Below are 17,818 nucleotides of genomic sequence, written 5' to 3'. Positions count from 1 at the left end.
GCCTACTGGATGGTCAGCGCGTTGTTGGCGCCCAGGGTGATCTGTCCATCGAAGTTGGCGCTCGAGCTCTTGAGCCGGACGTTGCCGCCGGTCATCAGCTTCAGGATCGCGCGTCCGTCCTCGGTCTGGAGGTAGATATCCTTCCCCGCGTTGACGACGATGTCCGCGTCTGGATCGAGCCCTACAAAGGAGTCCTTGGAGTTCGCGAGGAGCACCCCTCCTGGCCCACTGTCGCCCTCCCCCACGTAAATCGCGCTCTGCCTCGTTCCCGCCGCGTCGTTCTGCCCGATGAGGATCCCCTTCTTGTCCATCTTGATCTCGGCCTGCGACTTCGGGTCCCCGGCCTTGTCCTTCAGCGCGACGACCACCGAGGCGACGAGCCCGACGGCGAACGCGGCCGCCGCGCCCCCGAGGCACCCGGCGGGGACGGCGGCCACGCCGCTGCTGTCGACGGTCCCCGCGGCGGTGCACCCCGAGAGGACCGCCACCGGGACGGCGGTCGCGGCCGCGATCCCGGCGAGCACCGCGTTCCGGCTCCCGCCGACGCCCTCGTGATCGGCCTTGATGCGCAGGTGGATCTCGTCGCGCGCCTTGAGCTCGTGATCGCCCGCCGTGCTGATGTCCTTGCCCGCGACGTTCGAGTACTTGAGGCCCGCGCCGAACTCGACGGTCATGCCCACGCTCGCGGTCAGCGCCAGCGCCAGGCTGAGATCGATCTTGCCGCCGAGGAAGACCGTGTTCGTCATGCCGAACATCGCGTCGAACTTGTAGCCGCCGTAGAAGCTCTCGGTGTCGCCGAAGGTGTAGCTGTCGCTGGAGTTGTGGCCCATCTCGCGCTTGCGCCAGGTCTTCTTCCCGGCCGCGTACACGTCCTGCTCGAAGAACTCGACCCGATAGACGGGATCGGCGTTGTACACCTCGAGCGTGCCGGCGCCGAGGTTGAGGCGGTACTTGCCGCCGACCGTGTCGGTCTTGTTGCCGCCGACGAGGACCGTCTCGTCCAGCTGGATGCTCTCCCGGTTGTTGCCGCGGACCACGAGCGTCCGGTCGCCGTCGGTGTACTCGAACCAGCCCGGGTACGTCTTGGCCGGGTCTCCGGCGCGGAGGTCGTCGGCGTTCTGCACGCCCGGCTTCGTCTTCGCGCTGTCCGCGGGGTCGGCGTGCGTGAACGAGTCGAGCAGGGCGTTCTCGGTGGTCGAGTCCGACGCGCCGATGCGGAAATAGCTCGTCTGCGTGCCCGTGGCGTCGTCGTAATCGGGGGTCTTGAGGATGAGCCAGGTCCCGGTGACGCTGAATTTCACGTACTCGATCGACGCGCTCACCACGCTCGACTCGTTCCCTGCGCTGTCCTGGAACTGAGCGCTCACCGTCTTCTGGCCGTAGCCGTCCGAGAGCGTCCACGACGCGCTGGCGGTCGCGGCTTGCCAGGCTCCCCACTCGCCACTCTCGTTCTTGAGCCGCACCTTCGCGACGGGGGAGGTCCCGTCGGTCGCGTCGAGCGTGAGGGCGACCTGCTGCGTCGCCGTGTCCGCGGCCCCGCCGTTGATCGCGATCGAGGCCGCCGTCGGGGCCGCGGTGTCCAGCGTGATCGAGGCCGACGCGGAGCCGAGCACGGTGGACCCGCCGTCGCCGAACTGCACCGAGACCGTCTTCTCGCCGTCGCCCGACGGCAGGGCGTAGCTCGTGGAGGCCGAGAACGCCGCCCACGCGCCGAAGGTCTTGCCGTCGCTGCTGAACCGCATCCGCGTCGCGTCCGTAGGCGCGGTGAGGGTGAGCGTGACCGACGTCGAGTTGGTGTAGCTGGCGCCGTCGTTGATCGAGATGCTCATGGCCTGCTCCTCGGGGGGTCCTCCGGTCCTCGCGGCGCCTATCCCTGCGCCTTCGGCGCGCCGGCGATCATCCGCTCGATCCGGTCGCACGCCTCCTTGATCTGCCCGAGCGCCGGCGGCGCCACGTAGATCGTCGTGCGCTCGTCGCGGCCCCCGTCGCGCAGGCGCAGCGTCAGCACCGCGAGCGGCGCGTCGAGGTGCACGCCCCGGTCCGAGCCGGCGATGCGGTCGACCCGCCAGTCGAGCCCGACAAGCACCTTGCCGTGATCGAAGATCGACTCCTCGAGGATACCCCGCCGGATGACGGCCTTCGCCGCCTCGTACCACGAGAGCACGACGACGCCGCGCGCGTCGTCGCCCGAGAGCGCCGCGACGTCCTCGGCGACGTCGGTCGCGGCCAGATCGAGGCTGCTGGCGCGCGAGAGCACGAAGCGGCACACGCGCAGGCTCGCTTGCAGATCCGGCGCCGAGAGGTCGTAGAGCCGGCAGAACGCCTCCGCGCGCTTCTCCATCGCCGCGTCGACGGCGCCGGCGAGGCTCGGCGCCAGGATCTCCCAGAGGCCCTGGCGGGCCTTGTCCGGCAGGTCGAGGAGCCGCCTCCAGTCGCGGACGACGTCGGCCGGCGCGGGCTGGCCGTCGAGGCAGCGGAGGCGCGCCTCGGGGGGGGCGGGGGCTCGGTTCATGCGGGGATCCTCCATCTCGTGTCAGCGTCGGTCGCGGATCTCGATCGTCGCCCCGGCGGCCGTCGTGATGCGGTGGCGATCGGCGGTCGCGGCGTTGACGGCCGACGGCGCCGCCGCGTTCGGGACCGCGCCGACGATGATCGGCCGATCCGGATCGCCGTCGGCGAAGACGAGGAGCACCTCGGCGCCGGGCCGCAGCGGGAAATGCATGTTGTGGTTCGGCCCGGCGAAGGGCTGCGCCATCCGCACCGGGTGCGAGCTCTTCTGCTCCCCCGGGAGCGCCGTGTCGAAATGGAACTGCACGGTGTAGCGGCCGTCGCCGTCGAGGCGCGCGACGCCGCCGGCCTCGCCCTCGGGGCCGGGCTGCACGACGCCGGTGACGAACCCGTGGATGCGCGGCCTCGGCGTCCGCCGCGGCGGGCGGTAGTGGATGCTCGCGGGCACCGCCGTGAAGGTGTTCGCGTACGACGCCGCCACGTCCGCCTCGTCGAAGGCGGGCAGCGTCGCGGTGTGCTCGACCCCGACGAGGAGCAGGCCCTCGGGCGCCTCGAACCGCGGGTGCTCCCGCAGGACGGTGCGGTGCCCGGCGCTGAGCTCCGGCCGCGCGCTCTTGCCCTCGTAGACGCGCTGCCCCGAGAGGCGCTCCTCGGCGCGGATCTGGGCGAGCTCCTTCGCCTCCTCGGCCGTCTTGACGTGGCTGCCGTACTCGACGATTCCCCCGCCCGACGCCCCCTCGAGCGTGTGATACGCGGCGAGATCGAGCAGCGGCTTGCGGTAGTTGTAGTCGTGCACCACGTACGCCGAGGGGACGAGCTTGCGGGTCACCTCGATGGCGAAGACGTCGGACGCCTCGCCGCGCGGCCGGAACTGCACCTCCGCGGCGCCCTCCACGGGGCGAAAGCCCCCCGGGTGGTCGGTGAAGACGAGGACGTCGCGGTCGCCCCGGTGCTCGAAGTAAAAACAGATCCCGAGGTGCTCGGCGAGGCGGCTGATGAAGGCGAGGTCGCTCTCCTTGTACTGCACGATGAGCTCGCGCAGCGGGTACGCCTTGAGGAGGCGAAACTCGACGTCGCCCGCACCGAGGCCGTGCCGCTCGAGCTTGCGCCGGATCACGTCGGGCACGCTCGCATCCACGTAGATCTCCTGCGTCTCGACGAGCGTCAGCTTGAACGCGCGCGGGACGACGCGGAGGCGGTAGGCGCGGCGCTCGGCTTCCGGGTCCAGGCGATCGAGGATCTGGCCGAGGATGCCGTGGATCCGGCGGATCTCCTCGCCCTCGATGAGGACGACGACGCTGATCGGGGCCCCGGGCACGGCGTCTTCGGGCAGGTCCCGCTGCGGATCGCACACCACGTCGAGGTCGAACGCGAAGACCCGGGAGATCTCCTCGCGCCCCGAGAGCGCGCGGACCCGCACGCCCGCCCACGAGGCGCCGGCAGTTTCGACGAGGATTTCCATGGCTCGGCTGGCTCCCTTGAGCGTGGAGAAGGACCGCCGCCTACGGGCGCCCCTTGCTGGACCCGTAGATGACCTGCTGGATGTCGAGCTTCTGCGGCTTCGGGGGCTTGCGCGGCGGCGCGGGCTCGATCGCGCGGTCGCTCGCGGCGCCGCCCCAGGGCGATCGCGGCGCGGGAGCCGCGGGAGCCGCGGCGGGCGGCGGCACCGGAGCGACCGCCGCGGGCGACGGAGCCGCAGCGGCGGCAGGCGGCGCAGGAGCTGCGGCCGGTGGCGCGGGAGAAAGCCCGGTGCGTCGAAACGGGAGGAGGCTCTCGGCGACGGCGTGCTCCTGTTCGCCGGAGGAGAGCGAATGGGTATCCGCGACGGAACGCCGCTGCGGCGGGCGAGGCGCCTGCGGGCTGGACGCCGCCGCGAGCGACGGCGCGGCCCCCGGCCGGAACGGGAGCGGGGCCGCCGACGCGGCGGGGGCTCGGCTCGCCTGCGCGGCGGGAGCCTCGAGGCGCCGGGCGGGGCCGCGCGGTTCGCGCGCCTCTCCGTCCTCGCCGGGCAGCTCGACCGTCGCCCCGGCCTGCTCGGGCGTCGCGCCCGCGCGCGGGGCGACCATCGCCATCTCGGCGGGAGCCAGCGACGCGGGCGGGGCGCCCGGCAGCTCGACGCCGACGACGACACGCACCGCCGCGAGCGCGGCTTCGCCCGCGAGCGGGAAGCTGCGGCGCCAGAGCAGCGAGCACGCCTGCCGGTCGCCGTCGACGTGCAGCGTGTCGAGCACGAGCTCGAGCGGCTGCCCCTCCCTGACGCCGAACGCGGAGAGGCCCTGGACGCGCGCGAGGGCGCGCGCCCCGGGGAGGCGCGTCCGCAGCACCGGGAGCGTCGGGTGGAGCCCCTGGAGCGCGAGCCACTCGTCGCCGCACAGGGCTTCGACGCGCTGATCGGGGGGTGCCGCCTGGAAGTAGCTCCAGTCGAAGTCGTCGGGGATCTCGAGGATGGGCGCCTCGAGCGCCTTGCGGCTCGTGCGCCCGAGCAGCCGCGTGCGCGACGGCCACACGCTCCCGAGCGGCGCGAAGCCCGCCGGGCGGTCGCGCCGCGCGGGGTCCAGGACGGTCGGGGAACGGGTGCCGAACGGGTTGTCGGCCATGCCGATCCCCCCGAACGCGCGCTCGTAGGCGAGAGGGATCGCCCTGTCCGCGCCGCCGGGCTCGATCGAGAGCGCCTTGTCGAGGATCGGGCGCTCGCCGGCGAAGAGCGCGAGGCGCACCGAGAAGGGCCCCGCAGGCAGGCCCGGCGGCGCGTGCGCGTGGCCCGTGAAGAACACGTCGACGCGCGCGAGGTAGGGCGCGAGGTCGCTCGTCAGCCGGACGCTGCGACCCGGGTTGTTGTGATGGTGGATATCGGCGTGGATGATCCCCTGCGGCTCGACGGGGATCATCTTTGCGCCGTCGACGAAGGCGAAGGTCGCCTTGGCGATCACCGTGAGGTTGAGCCGCCCCCGCGCGCGCCACGCGACCCCCGCCACGGCCACGCCGGGAGGCGCCGCGATCGCGCTGGGAGTGAGCGAGGCCTCCGGCTTCACCGCACCATGAAACCACCGGCGCATCGCGAGGGTCAAGCCTGCCACCGACGACGCCGACACGCCGTCGCGACGTCCGCCCGGCCGCTCGCCGACGACGTTCCTCGGCCTCGCAGCGCGGGTGGCGAGGGAGGGGCCGGCGACGACGGCAGGCTCCGAATCCGGTGAGGGGTCCAATCCATCCATCGGTGTTGGACATCGCTCTCTGTCGGACATCGCTCTCTGTCGGACATCGCTCTCGGCGAGAGAGCACCCATGTCCGACCGATACCGCTGGCGGCGCGCGATCGACGTCGGTGCCGGCACGCAGGGGCCCCCTCGCCGCGCGGGGCGACGCGGCGCCGCTCGGGTGTACGGCCGCGCGCGCCTGGTCTAGACTGCCGCCGTGCAGGAGCTCCGCAAGACCGTCTGCAACCGCGACTGCCCCGACGCTTGCAGCATCGTGGCCACCGTGGAGGACGGCCGCGTCGTGCGCCTCGGCGGCGACCCGGACCACCCGATCACGCGGGGCTTTCTCTGCTACCGCACCTCGCGCTTCCTGGAGACGCAGTACTCGCCCGAGCGCTTGACCACGCCGCTGCTCCGCAAGGGCGGCGAGCTCGTGCCGGTCTCCTGGGACGAGGCGCTCGACACCGCGGCCGAGCGGCTGCTCGAGATCCGCCGCGCGTCGGGCCCGGCCGCGATCTTCCACTACCGGAGCGGCGGCTCGCTCGGGATCCTCACCGGGATCGCCGACGCCTTCTTCGCGCGCTTCGGGCCGGTCACGGTCAAGCGCGGCGACATCTGCTCCGGCGCGGGCGACGCCGCGCAGCTCGCCGATTTCGGCGAGGAGGACAGCCACGACCTCGCCGACCTGAAGAACGCCCGGCACATCCTCCTCTGGGGCAAGAACGTCTTCACGTCGAGCCCGCACACCCTGCCGGTGCTGCGCGAGGCCAAGGCGCGCGGCGCGGAGCTCGTGCTCATCGATCCGGTGCACAACAAGACGGCGTCGCTCTGCGCGGCGTTCTACCAGCCGCGCCCGGGCGGCGACTTCGCGCTCGCCATGGCCGTCGCCCGCGTGCTCTTCGACGAGGGGTGGCTCGATCCGCGCGCCGCGGCGTACTGCGATCACCTCGACGAGCTCCGCGCGCTGGCGCGGCGCCGCTCGGTCGCGGCGTGGTGCGGCGAGGCCGACGTGCCCGAGGCCGCCGCCCTGGACCTCGCGCGACGCCTCGCCGACCGGCCGACGGCGATCCTCGTGGGCTGGGGCATGGGCCGGCGCACCTCGGGCGGGGCGATCGTGCGCGCCCTCGACGCGCTCGCGGCCGTGAGCGGGAACCTCGGCATCCCCGGCGGCGGCGTCTCGTTCTATTTCAAGCGGCGCGGCGCGTTCGATCTCTCGTCGTTCCAGGGCGACCGCCCCCCGCCCCGCACGGTCTGCGAGCCGCTGTTCGGGCAGGAGGTGCTCGGGATGAGCGACCCGCCGATCCGCGCCGTCTGGGTGACCGCCGGCAACCCGGTCGCGATGCTGCCCGACTCGCGCGCCGTCGCGGAGGCGCTCGCGACGCGCGAGCTCGTCGTGGTCGCCGACTCCTTCCTCACCGACACGGCGCGGCTCGCCCACCTCGTGCTGCCCACGCGGACGCTCCTCGAGGCCGACGACGTGCTCGGCGCCTACGGCCACCACTACCTCGGCGTCGCCACGCCCGTGGTCCCGCCCCCGGACGGGGTGAAGAGCGATCTCGAGATCATGCAGGCGCTCGCGCGGCGCGTGGGCCTCGGCGACGCGCTCGACGGCAGCGCCCGCGACTGGAAGCGGCGGGTCGCGGAGCCGAAGCTCGCGCCGCTCGGCGTCACCCTCGAGGCGCTGGAGCGCGGGCCGGTGCGCAACCCGCTGGCGCCGAAGGTGCTGTTCGAGGACCGCAAGTTCCCGACCGCGAGCGGGCGGGTCAACCTCATCACCGAGGCGCCGGAGGAGCGCGAGGATCCCGACGCGCGCGAGCTGCCGCTCTTGCTCATGGCGCTCTCCACCGACAAGTCCCAGTCGTCGCAGTGGGCGAGGCCCGCGCAGGGCCCGGCCGTCGTGACGGTCCACCCCGACGCGGCGGGCGGCGTGGCCGACGGCGCCGTCTGCCGGGTCGTGTCGCGCGTCGGGGCGATGACGGTGCGGCTGCGCCACGATCCCGCGCAGCGCCGCGACGTGGCGCTCATCCCGAAGGGCGGCCACCTCCACGACGGCCGCTGCGCCAACGCGCTGATCCGCGCCCGCACCACGGACATCGGCGAGGGCGGCGCGCTCTACGAGGAGCGGGTGCGCATCGAGCCGATCGCGCCGGCGGATCGGCCCGAGCCCGCGCCGTAGGCGGCCCCGTCCGCCGTCGTCCGCGGGCGCGACGGCTCCCCGGCTTGACACCACCGCTCCGGTTCAGGAAGGTTGTTGGGATGTCCTCGATGGTGGCGATGCCCCCGATCCCGGCGAGCTCCACCGCGACCGCGGACGAGGTGGTCGGGCCGGACGTGTCGGCGCTCGTCACCGAGGACGACGCCTTGGACAACTTCCCTTCCGAGAAACAGCAGCGGCTGCTCACCGAGGCGCTCTACAGCTCGTGGTCCGGTCCGCCGCCGGCGCAGGAGGGCGAGCGGCGGAGCTTCCTCGCAGCGGCCAACGTCGGGCTCTTCGCCACGACGAAGGAGCCGCCGCTCGTGCCGGACGTGTTGCTCAGCCTGGACGTCGCGCTGCACGAGGCGTGGTGGCAGAAGGAGCACCGGTCTTATTTTCTCTGGGAGTTCGGCAAGCCGCCCGACGTGGTCATCGAGATCGTCTCGAACCGGGAGGGCGACGAGCTCGGCCTGAAGCGGCGCCGGTACGCGTGGATGCGCGTCGCTTACTACGTCGTCTGGGATCCGGCCGGCCACCTCGGGGGGCCAGCGCTGCGCGCCTTCGAGATGCGCGGGCACACGTACGCGCCGATGGAGCGGGCATGGTTCGAGGCTGCCGGGCTGGGGCTCTGCCCGTGGGAAGGCGTCTACGAGGGCCGGCACGACCGCTGGCTGCGCTGGCACACGGCCGACGGCGGCGTGGTGCCCACGGGGGCAGAGCGCGCCGAGCGCGAGCAGTCGCGCGCCGAGCGCGAGCGGGCGCGCGCCGAGCGGCTCGCGGCGCAGCTGCGGGCGCTCGGCGTCGAGCCGGACGAGAGCGGCTCCTGACCGCGCGGCGCGCCGCCGCTCAGTCCTCCTGCGCGGGCGCCCGCATCGGCTCTCGCGGCGTGGCGCGCTCGGGCGGCGGCGCGGCCGAGCCCTCCACGGCGTCCCCGATCTCGCGCGCCACGTCCTCGACCGTGCGCAGGCTGATCCGCCCGGCGAGGACCAGGGTCGCGCCGATCTCCCGGCAGTCGATCGGATCCAGCCGCACGGGCGACGCGAACGCGTTGACGGCCGCCATCTGCCCCGCCGCGTAGTCGAAGCGCGCGCCGAACACGAGATCGCCGAACCGCGTGTAGGACACCAGGCCGAGCGACGCGTGCACGCCGCTCATCCGCTCGAGGAAGAGCTTCGACTCGGCGGACATGGGGCCGCGCAGGCCCGACAGCGCGTTGAAATCGGTGACGGCGCCGCCGAGCAGGCTGAGGTCGCGCGTGAGGAACACCTCGGCGCCGAGCCCCACGTTGACGATGGGCGCCGCCCCCTCGACGATGTCGAGCCGGCTCCGCCTCCGGCTCGTCACCGCGCCCCCGTCGACCGCGATCTCCTCCCGATCGACGGAGGCCCGCACGAACTCTCGCTGGCCCAGGTAGAAGAAGCCGTCGAGCTCCAGGCGCAGCCTGCTCCACTCCGCGCTCGCGCCCACCGCCAGGCGCGCCGGCGACGGGGCCACGAACTCCCCTTCCCCGGCCCAGGTGCGGACCGCCGCCGTCCCGGTGGCGCGCGTGTCGTGATAGCTCGCGTCCAGCGCGTCGAAGAGGTGCACGCTGGGCGTCCGCACGCTGATCCCGGCGGAGAACACCGGGCTCAGCCGGTACGTCACCCCGAGGTGCGCGAGCCCGTCCCAGGAGTCGCCGGAGAGGGCGGCCTGGTACGTCACGCTGCTCGCCGAGCCCGTGCCGGTGTCCTCCACGAGGCTGGCGACGTCGAGCGCGCTCGTGTAGCGGGTGCGCACGGCCGAGAGCGAGACGCCCACGGCGAGGCGCTCGGTGGCGCGGTAGCTCCACGAAGGGCCGGCGCTGAAGCGGCCCCACGCGTAGCGGAACGTCTGCGCCTGGTTCACGCGGCGCGAGGCGGACTCCCCCGAGAACCGGAGCGCGTCGAACCCGAACTCGTTCTCCTCGGTCTTCGCGAGGCAGGCGGCGAAGGTCTGGCGGCCGACCCGCGCCCGCCGCGGCTCCGCGTCGCGCGCGCCGCGCTTCCAGTCGAAGAAGTAACACGTCGCGTCCGGGAGGGAGTCCAGGCCCTGATCGGTCACCGTCGCGCGATCGAGCCGGAGATCGCCGTACAGCGCGGCGTCGACCGGACCTGGCTGGTGCCACGCCTCCAGCGTGCGGTGCGCGTAGCGGAAGAACGCCGACGAGAACGCGATGTTGCGGTCCTCGATGCGGATGATGGTGGCCGGGTTCAGGAAGGGCGCGGCGCCGTCGACCCCCAGCACGACCCCGGTGCCCCCGAGGAGCGCCGACCGCCCGCCGAGGAGCGCGGACTCGTACCGCCCCTGCGCGTGCGCCGCGGAGGCGCCGAGCGCCCCGAGGAGCGCGCCGGCGACGCCGAGCAGCGCCCCGCGCGCGCCGGAGCGGCGGACGCGGGCGCGCGGGCTCGGCGGCATGGCGGGCGCCAGCATGGATCGCGGCGCCGCGACGGCAACGGCAGCGGCGCCCCGCTGTGGCAGGACGCGACGTGCGCGCTCCGGGATCGGCACTAGCGGCGCGCCGCCAGCGCGCCCAGGCCGAAGGCGATCGCGTCCTCGGCGACGGCGGCGAGCGGGCCGGGGATGCGCGTCCCGCGGCCGAGCCATGTGCGGGCGCGGTTCCCGACGAGCGCGCCGATCGCGGCGGCCGCCGCCCCGATCACGGCGCCGGCGACGCGCATGTTCTTCTCGGGGCTCTGCGTGCCGACGGCGGCTCCCAGGACCGCCCCGATCGCGAGGCGCGCGCCGAGCGGACCCGGGGCGAGCCGGCTCGGCGCCGAGGGCAGCTTGTCGAACAGCAGCTCGCCGCCCGCGAGGACGCTCAGCGCGCGCTGCGCGGCCGGCGAGCGGATCGCCCGCCAGAAGCTCCCGCGCTGGCCGTCGAACGCGCCGCGCCGCGCGCTGGCCGCGAGGATCCTCACGCCCAGCATGGAACGCATTCCCGTCACCAGCCCGAGCCCCGCGGCCTGCCCCAGGAGAAGAATCTCCGAGGTGCGCGACCGCCGGGCGCCTCCCACGACCGTTGTCGTCTCCATGGAGGTACCGCAGAAGCAACGCATATGCCCTGGTTGGCCTGGGGCGCGCGACGTACATTGCGAGGGAGAGCTCCCCCGAGCTCGGAGACCGGTCCGCCATGCCTGTGACACCCCTCGCCACGCTGAAGACCGTCGATCTCGAGGACGAGCGGCTGAGGCGCCTGAACGCGCTCAGCCACTTCCTGGACAACGCGATCCGCATCCCCGGCGTCGGCTACCGGGTCGGCTACGACGCGGTGATCGGGCTGATCCCGGGGGTCGGGGATCTCGTCGGCTTCGGCCTTTCGATCTACATCGTGCTCGCGGCGACGCGTTACCGTCTCCCCGCCTCGACGGTGCTGCGGATGATGCTCAACGTGGGCCTCGAGACGCTGATCGGCACGATTCCCGTCCTGGGTGACCTGTTCGACGCGACGTACAAGGCGAACGCGCGCAACCTCGACCTCCTGCGGTCGCACCTCGCCGCGCGCGCCCAGGGCGGCGCGCGGCCCTCGGATCTGGGCTTCTACGCGGGGCTGGTGGTCGCGGTCGGGGGCGTCCTCGCGCTGACGGGCCTGCTGCTGTTCTCGCTGGTGCGCGCTCTCCAGGGTCTCCTCGGCGCGTGAGGCGTGGGCCGCGCCCGCGGCGGCGGCGCGACCGCGCTACCGGGTCGACACCGACAGGTGGGCCTGCAGCGAGATCATCTGCGGAGTGTCCGCGCCGTCTCTCGGCTCGAGGGACGTGAAATAGCTCTTCCAGGAGGGTCCGGCCGCCCAGTAGGTCCAGCCCACATAGACGTCCTTGTTCTGCTCCAGGTAGATCGCGACGTTGGCGATGGCCTTCAGGCATACCGCGCTGGAGCCGCCGCTGAACTCGCCGAGGAATCCCTTCTTGCGGTGCTTCCTGAGCCATTCCGTGAACACCTGCAGGCGCTCGACCCCGACGGTCTCGCTGACGCAGGTGGGCGACTTTCCCGAGGAGTCCTCGTCGAGGTGCTGGTGGACCTCGAACGCGACGTACCCTTTCGGGTCGGCGATCTTGAGGAGCGCCTCGGCGTTCGAGGTCCCGTAGAAGGTCGCGTTGAAGCTGTGCGCGCCTGACCACCCGTTGCCGGGGACGAGGATGAGGTTCGTCGCCCCGGCGGCGCGGATGGAGACGATCGCGGCGTTGGCCGCCTCGATCCACGTCTCGGTCGGCATGTCGTGCGGCTCGTTCATGAGGGCGAACACGACCTTCGCGTTGCCCTTGAACTCGACGGCCAGCCTCCCCCAGAACTCCGCGAAGTCCGCGATGGGGATCTCCGCGCCCACGACGCCCGTCGCGTAACGAGCGTAGTTGTGCACGTCGAGCACCACGTAAGCGCCCTTGGCGGTCAGGGTGTTGACGGTGGTCGTGAGCCGGTTCAGCTCCGCCGCGTTGAGCGGCTGATTGCGCGCGGGCTGCAGGCGTTCCCAGCGGAACGGCACCCGGAAGGTGTTCATTCCCTTGGCGATGAAGTAGTCCGCGGACGTGTACCCCTTGGAGAACGCGGGATCGGGGTAGTTGTAGTGGACCCCTGGCGTCCCTGGCAGGTTCCCCTTCCCGAAGGCGTCCACCCCGAACTCGGCGCCAGCGAGGCTGATCCCACGCAGCGAGAGCGGCCTCTCGAGGAGCTCCGCATTCCCCGCGCCTTGCTTCTTCTCAGCCCCCTCCCCCCGGCACCCTCCCAGAGCAGCCCCGATCCCCGCCACCAGCGCCCACGCGACCGCTCTCCTCACAGGCCCACCTCGGCCCCGATAAGACCCCGGCGCCCCCAGGACGGCAAGCCTTCCCACTCCGCTGGATCCACCCACGAGCGCGACCGCGCCCTCCCCCGTCTTCTCCGCTCGGCACGACGCTGGCCGAGCGGCGCGCACCCGCACAGGAGACGGGCCCAGATCGGCGTTTTCGGCGCGCAGGCGTACTCTGAGTACGCCGAGCACCGAAAACGCCGAGGTGGGCCCGTATCCGCAGCGGGTGCGTGCCGCTCAGTCGCGGGAGCTGATGAAGAGGCGGAGCACGTACCAGAACAGCATGGCGACGGACGCGAAGAGCTCGAGCGCGGCGCCGACGTGCCGGTCCTCCGGGAAATGGTGCAGGACGTTCGACGTGTCGTAGAGGATGGCGGCGCCGGCGAACGCGACCATGGCGACGCTGAAGAACGTGCCGAGCTGGAAGCCGAACAGCAGCGAGGCGCCGATGAGGACGAGCGCGCAGATGCCGCCCCAGCGCAGGAGCGCCCCGAGGAACGAGAAGTCCTTGCGGGTCACGAACGCGATCGCGGTGAGCCCGGCGAAGCCGACCATCGTGACCATCGCGGCGCTCTGGATCGCGCCGGGCGCGACCATGTCCGCGATGTAGAGGAGCGGCACGAAGATGATCGCCTGGGCGACCACGTAGCCGACCAGCGCCGCGTACTGCACCGGCTTCGACATCGCGGTGTGCGCCGCGCGGCTGGCGAGCCAGCTCACGAGCATGAACGCCCCGAGCACCACCAGCCAGCTCGTGCCCATCATCGCCCTGGCGATGACCGAGGCGGCGCCGGTCTTGAAGAGCGCGACCTCGATCCCGGCGAAGAGCACGATCGCCCCGAACAGGTGATTGTACGTTCGCACGAGGAAGCGCTCGCGCGAGTCCGCGGCGGCACGGATCACCGACGAACGGCTCCCGTATCCTACGTAGTTCTGGTCCATGTTCCCTCTCTGGTAAGCCTCGACGTTCGGCGCTAGGCTTTCGGCTTCGGCTTTCGAAGCTAGCACGGGGCATGCCCGGCCCGCACGCAACACGCGCGCGACACGGCGGCCCGCTGCGGACGCGCAAAGCCGCGACGCCGTGAGCAACGGCGCCAGAGCCAGCGCTCCGCCGCTCGCCCCGAGGCAGGCCGGGACCGCCCCATTTTGCCCCACCGGTACCGCAGGGCACCGGTACGGCTCATCCGGCGCCGCGGCGCGATGAGGAAAAGCCGGCCGCCCCATTTTGCCCCACCGGTGCCGCAGGACGCCGGCACGGCCCGTCCGACGCCGCGGCGCGATGAGGAAAAGCTGGCCTCGATGCCTTCGCCTCGTCGAGGTCCCTGAAGGATCGCTTAAATCCCCTTGGGGATCTTGTCGAGGTCCACCTGGGAGAGCGCATGTCGGATCAGCGCGCTCCGGTTGGCCTTCGTCATGCCGCGCGCCTTGAGGGCGCTGACCATCTCGTCCAGCCTCTCGAGATCCTCGGTGTACATCGAGATGCAGATGACCTTGTAGTGCTGCGGTCGCTCGGGCGGCGGCGCAGCCCCCGGCTCGGCCGCAGCGCCGGTCGCCCGCCCCTTCGCGCGCGAACGCGGCGCATCCGTGGGTGTATAGAACGCCCCGGACAGAACCCCTTCCACCTCGTCGCGATCGAGCAGCGCCCGCGCGGCGCCCCCGAGATCGCCTTCGCTCTTCATTGCTTCCTCCAGCTCCCTGCCCGGTCGGGGCGCCGCGAGTGCGGGCCCTTCATCCAGCGGGACCCCGCGGTTGCGGGTCCCTCCCTTCAGCGGGACCCCGCGGTTGCGGGTCCCTCCCTTCAGCGGGACCCCGCGGTTGCGGGTCCCTCCCTTCAGCGGAACCCCGCGGTCGCGGGTCCCTCCCCTCATCGGGACCGTGCGGCCCCGGATCCCTTCATGCGCCGGCCGCCGCAGCGCCCGGCCGCTCTGCTGCCGCGTCCGCCCGATCGACGCTCCACGACCCCGCGTCGCGCGCCGCCCCTGCCTCCGAGCCCGTCACGCCGCGCTCGCGGCTCTCGATGATGCGATCGACCACCGCCAGGTAGTCGTCGGCCGCCGGGGTCCCCGGCGCGTACTCGAAGATCGTCTGCCCCTGCGCGGGCGCCTCCTTGACCTTGATCGCCTGCCGGATCGGCGCGAGGCAGCGCTCCCCGAAGTGCTGCTTCATCGTGCCGACCGCCTCGCGCGCGATCTTCGCGCGGCCATCGAAGAAGGTCGGCAGAACGCCCCAGATCTGCACCGGGTGGTGCAGCAGGGCGTTCACGTTCTTCACCGTCTTGATCACCTGCCGGACGCCGACGAGCGACAGGTAATCGCACGCGACCGGGACGAGCACGCTGTCGGCGAACACCAGCGCGTTCTGGTTCATCAGCGACAGGCTCGGCGAGCAGTCGAGCACCACGTAGTCGTACTCGGCCGCCGCTGCGGACAGGCGATCCGAGAGCACGCGATCCCGGTTCTGGCGGCCCGCCAGGTAGAGCTCCGCCGCGGCCAGCGTCTCGTTGGAGGGCAAGAGATCCAGGTTCGGCCGCACCGTCCTCGTCGCGTCCGCGATCCGGAGCCCCATCACGAGCACGTGATAGAGCGAGCGCTCGGCGCTCGCGCCGAGCGAGACCGAGACGTTCCCCTGCGCGTCGGTGTCGACGAGGAGCACCCGCTTGTCGCGCGCCGCGAGCCCGGCCGCCACGCTCACGGCCGTCGTCGTCTTGCCCGTGCCGCCCTTGTGGTTGAACACGGCCAGATACCGCGGCACCCCGGCCGGCCGCTGCGGCGGCCGCTTCGCGCCCATCGCGGGCGACAGCGAGACCGCGACGGCCCCTTGCCCCCTGGGCTCGCCAGCCGGCGCGGCCGGCGGCGCGGCCGACACGGCCGGCGGCACGGACGGCTCCTCCGCCTCGCCTGGCGCGCCCGCGCGCGCCGCCGCCGCGGGCGACGCCGGCTCGCCCCTCTCCCCGGCAGCGCCGGCCGCGCCCCCGGCGAGCGGCGCATCGCGACCGGTCGCCGGCAGCCCCTCGGCCGGCGGCGCGGCGGCCGCCGAGGCCGCCGCCGCGATGTCGCCGAGCCGCACCCCCTTGGCCTCGCGGACCAGCTGCGCCCGGCACTCCAGCGAGCACGCGTAGTTCCGGCGCCCGGCGACATAGAGCACCTGAGACACGAGCTGCGGGGAGAAGCGCTTGGCGCACGCGTCGCACGTGGCGAGCGAGGCGCCCCCGTCCCCGCCGAGCTGGCTCTTCTCCAGGCACTTCTGCGAGCAGAAGAAGGAGAAGCCGCCGTCCTTCTCCTCCATCTGGTACCGGAACTGGACCTCGAATCCGGTCCCGCACACGCTGCACGTCTCGCTGATTCCGCCCACAGCTCGCTCCTTCGCGCCGCGCACAGCGCTTTGCCCAGGCGCAGCCTTGACCATCATCACAGTCAAGGCACAAAGGTCAACTTTTCTGCGAGCACGGCTCACCCTTCCAGCACAAGGGTGAGAGCGCATCCCGGGAGGGGCCCGGGACGAGGGCCAGTCGGGGCGGGACCGGGGCGGCAGGCTCAGTGACGGAAGTGCCGGACCCCGGTGAACACCATCGCGACCCCCGCCGCGTCCGCCGCGGCGATGACCTCCGGGTCCCTCACGCTGCCTCCGGGCTGCGCGACCGCCGTGATCCCGTGCTCGGCGGCGAGCGCCAGGCCGTCCGGGAACGGGAAGTAGGCGTCGGACGCGAGGACGCTCCCGCGGGCCCGCTCGCCCGCCTTGCTGCAGGCGATGCGCACGCTCTCGACCCGCGACATCTGCCCGGCCCCGACCCCGACCGTGCTGCCGGGCACCGTGAGCACAATCGCGTTCGATTTCACGTGCTTGCAGACGCGCCAGCCGAGGTCGAGCGCCTCGAGCTCCTGCGCCGTGGGCGCCCGCTTCGTCACGACCTTGCCGCCGCGCACCTCGCCGCCCGCGGTCGCGTCCCGCTCCTGGACCACGAGGCCCCCGCCGACGCGCTTGAACGTGAGCTCCCGGTGATCCGCGGGCAGGAGCGCGCCGGTCGCGAGCACCCGGAGGTTCTTCTTGGTCCGGAGCACCTCCAGCGCCTCGGGGGCGTAGGCGGGCGCGATCACGCACTCCAGGAACGTCTCGACGAGCACCTCCGCGGCCGCGCGGTCGACCTCGCGGTTCAGCGCGACGATCCCGCCGAAGGCGCTCACCGAGTCGGCCTCGCGCGCCGTCCGGTAGGCGGTCGCGAGGTCGCCCGCGACGGCGACGCCGCACGGGTTCGTGTGCTTCACGACGACCGCCGCGGGCTGGGTGAACTCGCGCACCGCCTCGAACGCCGCGTCCACGTCGACGAGGTTGTTGAACGAGAGCTCCTTGCCGCCCGCGCCCAGCGACTCCGCGAGGGCGAGCGACCCCGCGGCCGCCCCGCGCTCGCGGTAGAAGGCGCCCGACTGGTGCGGGTTCTCGCCGTACCGGAGCGGGTAGGCCCGCTCGAGGGCGAGCGTCAGGAAGCGCGGGTACGGCTCGCACTCGGCGGCGTTCGGCTCGCCCTCCTCCGGCAGCGACGAGAGGTAGCCCGCCACCATCCCGTCGTAGGCCGCCGTGTGGGCGAACGCCTTCGTGGCCAGCCGGCGGCGCGTCGCGCTCGACACCTCACCCGCGCCGTCGATCTCGGCGAGCACGGCGTCGTAGTCGGCCGGATCGACCACCACCGCCACGCGCGCGTGGTTCTTGGCCGCGCTGCGCACCATCGACGGCCCGCCGATGTCGATGTTCTCGATGATCTCGGGGTGCGTGACCCCCGGCCGCCGGACCGTCGCCTCGAACGGGTAGAGGTTGCACACCACGAGATCGATCGGCTGGCCCCCGAGCCGCGCGAGGTCGTCCTCGTCGATCGCGCCGCGCATCAGGATGCCGCCGTGCACCCGGGGATGCAGCGTCTTCACCCGGCCATCCATCACCTCGGGCGAGCCGGTATAGGCCTCCACGCCGACGACCGGCACGTTGGCGTCCTGGAGCGCCCGCTGCGTCCCCCCGGTCGAGAGGATCTCCACGCCCTTTTCCGCGAGCCGCCGGGCCAGCGGGAGCAGCCCCGTCTTGTCCGAAACCGAGATCAATGCGCGTCGAATCATCGCGACGCCAGCTAGTGCGT

The 17,818-nt window shown here is 72.8% G+C and carries 14 protein-coding genes; 3 read left to right on the top strand and 11 right to left on the bottom strand.

Going from position 1 to position 17,818, the window contains the following annotated elements; translation table 11 throughout:
* Window positions 1-2: 2 nt before the first annotated feature.
* The 4 genes from WMF26_RS18945 to WMF26_RS18930 are packed head-to-tail and all read right to left on the bottom strand — an operon-like array spanning window position 3 to window position 5,585.
* The gene (locus WMF26_RS18945) at window positions 3-1,829 is read right to left on the bottom strand and encodes a hypothetical protein (RefSeq protein WP_438001452.1); all 1,827 of its coding nucleotides are present in this window, start codon (window positions 1,827-1,829) and stop codon (window positions 3-5) included.
* Between the two features lie 38 nt (window positions 1,830-1,867).
* Window positions 1,868-2,512: a COMM domain-containing protein gene (locus tag WMF26_RS18940; protein WP_438001451.1), complete on the bottom strand. Its 645-nt coding sequence runs from the start codon at window positions 2,510-2,512 to the stop codon at window positions 1,868-1,870.
* A gap of 21 nt (window positions 2,513-2,533) precedes the next feature.
* The gene (locus tag WMF26_RS18935; RefSeq protein WP_438001450.1) at window positions 2,534-3,970 is read right to left on the bottom strand and encodes a type VI secretion system Vgr family protein; all 1,437 of its coding nucleotides are present in this window, start codon (window positions 3,968-3,970) and stop codon (window positions 2,534-2,536) included.
* 40 nt (window positions 3,971-4,010) lie between these two features.
* On the bottom strand, window positions 4,011-5,585 hold the full coding sequence (locus WMF26_RS18930; protein ID WP_438001449.1) for a DUF2169 family type VI secretion system accessory protein: 1,575 nt from the start codon (window positions 5,583-5,585) through the stop codon (window positions 4,011-4,013).
* Between the two features lie 336 nt (window positions 5,586-5,921).
* Here WMF26_RS18930 and WMF26_RS18925 point away from each other — a divergent pair, with 336 nt between their 5' ends.
* Together WMF26_RS18925 and WMF26_RS18920 are read left to right on the top strand one after the other, a co-directional pair.
* A complete protein-coding gene (locus WMF26_RS18925; RefSeq protein WP_438001448.1) occupies window positions 5,922-7,880 on the top strand; it encodes a molybdopterin-dependent oxidoreductase in 1,959 nt (652 codons plus the stop codon).
* An 80-nt stretch (window positions 7,881-7,960) separates the two neighbouring features.
* Window positions 7,961-8,725 (top strand): Uma2 family endonuclease, encoded by a 765-nt coding sequence (locus WMF26_RS18920; RefSeq protein ID WP_438001447.1) that lies wholly within the window; start codon window positions 7,961-7,963, stop codon window positions 8,723-8,725.
* Window positions 8,726-8,744: 19 nt separating this feature from the next.
* Here WMF26_RS18920 and WMF26_RS18915 read toward each other — a convergent pair whose 3' ends face one another.
* Both WMF26_RS18915 and WMF26_RS18910 read right to left on the bottom strand, forming a co-directional pair.
* Window positions 8,745-10,346, bottom strand: a complete 1,602-nt coding sequence (locus tag WMF26_RS18915; protein WP_437947515.1) for a hypothetical protein — start codon at window positions 10,344-10,346, stop codon at window positions 8,745-8,747.
* A gap of 77 nt (window positions 10,347-10,423) precedes the next feature.
* Window positions 10,424-10,852, bottom strand: a complete 429-nt coding sequence (locus WMF26_RS18910) for a DUF4126 domain-containing protein (RefSeq protein ID WP_437947514.1) — start codon at window positions 10,850-10,852, stop codon at window positions 10,424-10,426.
* Window positions 10,853-11,046: 194 nt separating this feature from the next.
* Between WMF26_RS18910 and WMF26_RS18905 the strand changes: the two genes are divergently transcribed.
* Window positions 11,047-11,553, top strand: a complete 507-nt coding sequence (locus tag WMF26_RS18905) for a DUF4112 domain-containing protein (RefSeq protein WP_438001446.1) — start codon at window positions 11,047-11,049, stop codon at window positions 11,551-11,553.
* Window positions 11,554-11,589: 36 nt separating this feature from the next.
* Here WMF26_RS18905 and WMF26_RS18900 read toward each other — a convergent pair whose 3' ends face one another.
* The 5 genes from WMF26_RS18900 to purH all read right to left on the bottom strand — a co-directional run bounded on the left by WMF26_RS18900 (window position 11,590) and on the right by purH (window position 17,798).
* On the bottom strand, window positions 11,590-12,684 hold the full coding sequence (locus WMF26_RS18900; protein WP_438001445.1) for a glycoside hydrolase family 5 protein: 1,095 nt from the start codon (window positions 12,682-12,684) through the stop codon (window positions 11,590-11,592).
* 249 nt (window positions 12,685-12,933) lie between these two features.
* Window positions 12,934-13,638: a Bax inhibitor-1/YccA family protein gene (locus tag WMF26_RS18895; RefSeq protein WP_438001444.1), complete on the bottom strand. Its 705-nt coding sequence runs from the start codon at window positions 13,636-13,638 to the stop codon at window positions 12,934-12,936.
* Between the two features lie 392 nt (window positions 13,639-14,030).
* The gene (locus tag WMF26_RS18890; RefSeq protein ID WP_437338384.1) at window positions 14,031-14,375 is read right to left on the bottom strand and encodes a hypothetical protein; all 345 of its coding nucleotides are present in this window, start codon (window positions 14,373-14,375) and stop codon (window positions 14,031-14,033) included.
* A 214-nt stretch (window positions 14,376-14,589) separates the two neighbouring features.
* Window positions 14,590-16,047, bottom strand: a complete 1,458-nt coding sequence (locus tag WMF26_RS18885) for a ParA family protein (protein WP_438001443.1) — start codon at window positions 16,045-16,047, stop codon at window positions 14,590-14,592.
* Between the two features lie 182 nt (window positions 16,048-16,229).
* A complete protein-coding gene (gene purH, locus WMF26_RS18880; RefSeq protein ID WP_438001442.1) occupies window positions 16,230-17,798 on the bottom strand; it encodes a bifunctional phosphoribosylaminoimidazolecarboxamide formyltransferase/IMP cyclohydrolase in 1,569 nt (522 codons plus the stop codon).
* Window positions 17,799-17,818 lie beyond the last annotated feature (20 nt).

Origin of the sequence: Sorangium sp. So ce185, assembly GCF_051526825.1 — a bacterium.
GTDB lineage: Bacteria > Myxococcota_A > Polyangia > Polyangiales > Polyangiaceae > Sorangium > Sorangium cellulosum_D.
This window is presented reverse-complemented; position numbering and strand designations above follow the sequence as displayed.